This is a genomic window from Nocardioides sp. P5_C9_2 (assembly GCF_054049555.1).
The window spans coordinates 1-3,396 of the sequence record NZ_JBFUMD010000429.1 but is presented as its reverse complement, the minus strand read 5'-3'; the positions used below and the strand labels follow the sequence as shown (position 1 = coordinate 3,396).

Sequence of the window (3,396 nt, the reverse complement as noted above, 5' to 3'; positions counted from 1 at the left end):
AGCTGTTCCTCGGCGGCGTGATGGAGCACATCGAGGAGGCCGGCATCCACAGCGGCGACTCCTCGTGCGCCCTGCCGCCGATCACCCTGGGGGAGGGTGAGATCGACCGCATCCGGCACGCCACCGAGGCCATCGCCCGGGGCGTCGGGGTGCGCGGACTGATCAACATCCAGTTCGCGCTGAGCTCCGACGTCCTGTACGTCCTGGAGGCCAACCCCCGCGCCAGCCGCACCGTCCCGTTCGTGTCCAAGGCGACCGCGACCCCGCTGGCCAAGGCCGCCGCCCGGGTCATGCTCGGCGAGACCATCGCCGACCTGCGGGCCGTCGGCCTGCTGCCCGAGCAGGACGGTGGCCGGCTGCCCGCCGACGCACCGATCGCGGTCAAGGAGGCGGTGATGCCGTTCAACCGCTTCAAGACGACCGAGGGCCGCAACGTCGACACCGTCCTGGGGCCGGAGATGAAGTCGACCGGCGAGGTGATGGGCTTCGACGCCGACTTCGGGACGGCGTTCGCCAAGGCCCAGGCGGCGGCGTACGGCTCGTTGCCCACGACGGGGCGGATCTTCGTCTCGGTCGCCAACCGCGACAAGCGCAACATGATCTTCCCGATCAAGGTGCTGGCCGACCGCGGCTTCGAGATCCTGGCGACGAAGGGCACCGCCGAGGTGCTGCGCCGCAACGGGGTCAGCGTCACCGTGGTGCGCAAGCACCACGAGGGCGAGGGGCCCGAGGGCCAGAAGACCACCGTCCAGCTCATCCGCGACGGCGGCATCGACCTGGTCATCAACACCCCGTACTCGACCGGCGGCTCCGCGCGGCTCGACGGCTACGAGATCCGTACGGCGGCCGTGCTCGCCGACATCCCGTGCATCACCACGGTGCAGGGGCTCGGGGCCGCGGTGCAGGGCATCGAGGCGATGGCCGCCGGCGAGATCGGCGTCCGCAGCCTGCAGGACTGGCAGCGGGCGAGGACCGCGCGCTGATGGGTCGGCCCTACCGGTTGCTCTTCGACCACGTCCTGACCCGGGCGGACCCGGAGCGCGCCCACCACGCGGCGTTCCGGGCGATCCGGGCGGCCGCCCCCGCGACCCGGCGGGCGCCGGCCGTCACGGGGGAGCCGGTCGAGGCGATGGGCCTCCGCTTCCCGCACGCCTTCGGGCTCGCGGCCGGCTTCGACAAGAACGGGGTCGGCATCGACGCGCTCGGGTCGCTCGGCTTCGGCCACGTCGAGATCGGGACGGTGACCGGGGAGGCGCAGTCCGGCAACCCGCGCCCGCGGCTCTTCCGGCTGCCGCAGGACCGGGCGGTGGTCAACCGGATGGGCTTCAACAACGAGGGCGCCGAGGCGGTCGCCGTACGGCTGGCCCGCAGGGGACGCCCGGAGGGCGGACCGGTCCTCGGGATCAACATCGGCAGGACCAAGGTGGTGCCGGCGGAGCACGCCATCGCCGACTACGAGAAGTCCACGGGCCTGCTCGCCCCGCACGCCGACTACCTGGTCGTCAACGTCAGCTCGCCCAACACCCCCGGCCTGCGCGACCTCCAGGCCGTCGAGGTCCTCGAGCCGCTGCTGGTCGCCGTACGACGCCGCGCCGACCAGGTCCGCCCGGACGACCGGGTCCCCCTGCTGGTCAAGATCGCCCCCGACCTCGACGACGACGACGTGCTCGCCGTCGCGGACCTCGCGGTCGCCATCGGCCTCGACGGCCTGATCGCCACCAACACCACCATCGCCCGGGACGGGCTGCGGAGCGACGCCGCGACCGTCGCTGCCATCGGTGCCGGCGGCCTGAGCGGTGCACCGCTGCGCGAGCGGGCCACCGCGGTGCTGCGGATGGTCCGCGGGCGGGTGGGCCCCGACCTGACGCTCGTCGGGGTCGGCGGCATCACCACGGCCGCCGACGCACGCGCGCGGCTCGACGCCGGCGCGGACCTGGTCCAGGGCTACACCGCGTTCGTCTACGAGGGCGCCCTGTGGCCGCGCACCCTCGTCGCCGGGCTCTCCGGGCCGTCCGCGACATGACCTCCCCGATCCACGTCGTCGGCGAGGTGCTGGCGACCAAGCGGGCCGGCGCCTACCGCCACCTGACCATCGCCGCCCCCGGGATCCCCGAGCGGTTCCGGGCCGGCAACTTCGTGGCGGTCAGCGTCGGCGAGGACCGGCTGGCCCGCCGACCGCTGTGGATCCACCGGGTGAAGGAGACCGGCGCCTACGGCCCCACCCTCGACGTGGTGGTGGAGCCCCGGGGCCCCGGCAGCAGCCGGCTCGCCGAGCTCCCGGTCGGCGCGCGCCTCCCGGTCACCGGCCCCCTCGGCCGGCCCTTCGCGCTGCCCCGCGAACCGGTGTCGTGCGTGCTCGTGGGGGAGGGGTACGCCGCCGCCCCGCTCTTCGCGCTTGCCGCCCGGCTGCGTGAGCGCGGCTGCCCGGTCACGCTCGTCCTCGCGGCCGACGACGAGGCCCACCTGCTGTCCGCCCTCGAGGCGCGCCGCAGCGCCCGCTCGGTCAGCGTGGTCACCCGCGACGGGTCGGTGGGTGCGCGCGGTGACGTCCCGTCCCTCCTCGACGGGGTCCTCGAGCGCGCCGACGCCGACGTGGTCTACGCCGCCGGTCGCACCACCACCCTCGCCGCCGCCGCGGCGGCTGCCGAGCGTCGGGGCGCGTGGAGCCAGGTCGCGCTGGAGACCCCGATGGCCTGCGGCACCGGGCTGTGCCAGGGCTGCCCGGTCCCGGTGGTCGCCGAGGACGGGGTGACCCGTCGGGTGCGCGCCTGCGTCGACGGGCCGGTCATCCGCGGCGACCGGGTCCACTGGGGTGAGCTCGGATGAGCGCGGGCGTCCCTTGGGGCACCGTGATGGTCGCCAGCGGCTGCGGCGGGACCGGCCGCGAGCTGGCGCCGYACCTCGACCTGACGGGCCTCGACTTCGTGACCCGCTCGATCACCCTCGACCCCCGCGCCGGCGGCCCGTCGCCCCGCATCGCCGAGGCCCCCAGCGGCCTGGTGCACGCCGTCGGCCACCAGAMCCCGGGCCTCGAGCACTTCCTGGCCACCGAGCTGCCCTGGCTGGTGCGCGCGGGCGCCCGCGTGCACGTCTCGGTCGTCGGCAGCGCCATCGGCGAGTACGCCGAGCTGGCCCGCCGGCTGTCCCGCGCCCCCGGTGTCGCCGGCCTCGAGGTCAACCTCGGCGCGCCCGACCAGGCGGGCGAGGGCCTCTTCGAGGTCCGGGAGCCCTACCACGCGGCCAGCGTGGTCGCGGCGGTGCGCCGCGAGTTCCCCGCGGACCGTCCGGTGCTGGCCAAGCTGCGTCCCGACCTGTCCCGGGCGGTCGAGGGAGCCCGAGCCGTCCACGACGCCGGGGCCAGCGCCGTCGTCCTGGGCGACGCCGTGCCCGCGGCCC

The 3,396-nt window shown here is 75.5% G+C and carries 3 protein-coding genes and 1 pseudogene; all 4 read left to right on the top strand.

All coding sequences use genetic code 11. The annotated features are described in order from the left end of the window. The coding region (locus ACXJKL_RS17510; protein ID WP_457208290.1) for an ATP-binding protein at positions 1-983 on the top strand (983 nt) is incomplete at its 5' end. Beyond that, positions 983-2,023: a quinone-dependent dihydroorotate dehydrogenase gene (locus ACXJKL_RS17505; RefSeq protein ID WP_457208289.1), complete on the top strand. Its 1,041-nt coding sequence runs from the start codon at positions 983-985 to the stop codon at positions 2,021-2,023. The genes ACXJKL_RS17510 and ACXJKL_RS17505, both read left to right, overlap by 1 nt. Then, entirely contained in the window at positions 2,020-2,826 is an 807-nt protein-coding gene (locus tag ACXJKL_RS17500) for an iron-sulfur cluster-binding protein (protein WP_457208288.1), read from the top strand. Before ACXJKL_RS17505 ends, ACXJKL_RS17500 begins: the two co-directional genes overlap by 4 nt. After that, positions 2,823-3,396 (top strand): annotated as a pseudogene (locus ACXJKL_RS17495) (hypothetical protein); the annotation flags it as partial. The gene ACXJKL_RS17500 and the pseudogene ACXJKL_RS17495, both read left to right, overlap by 4 nt.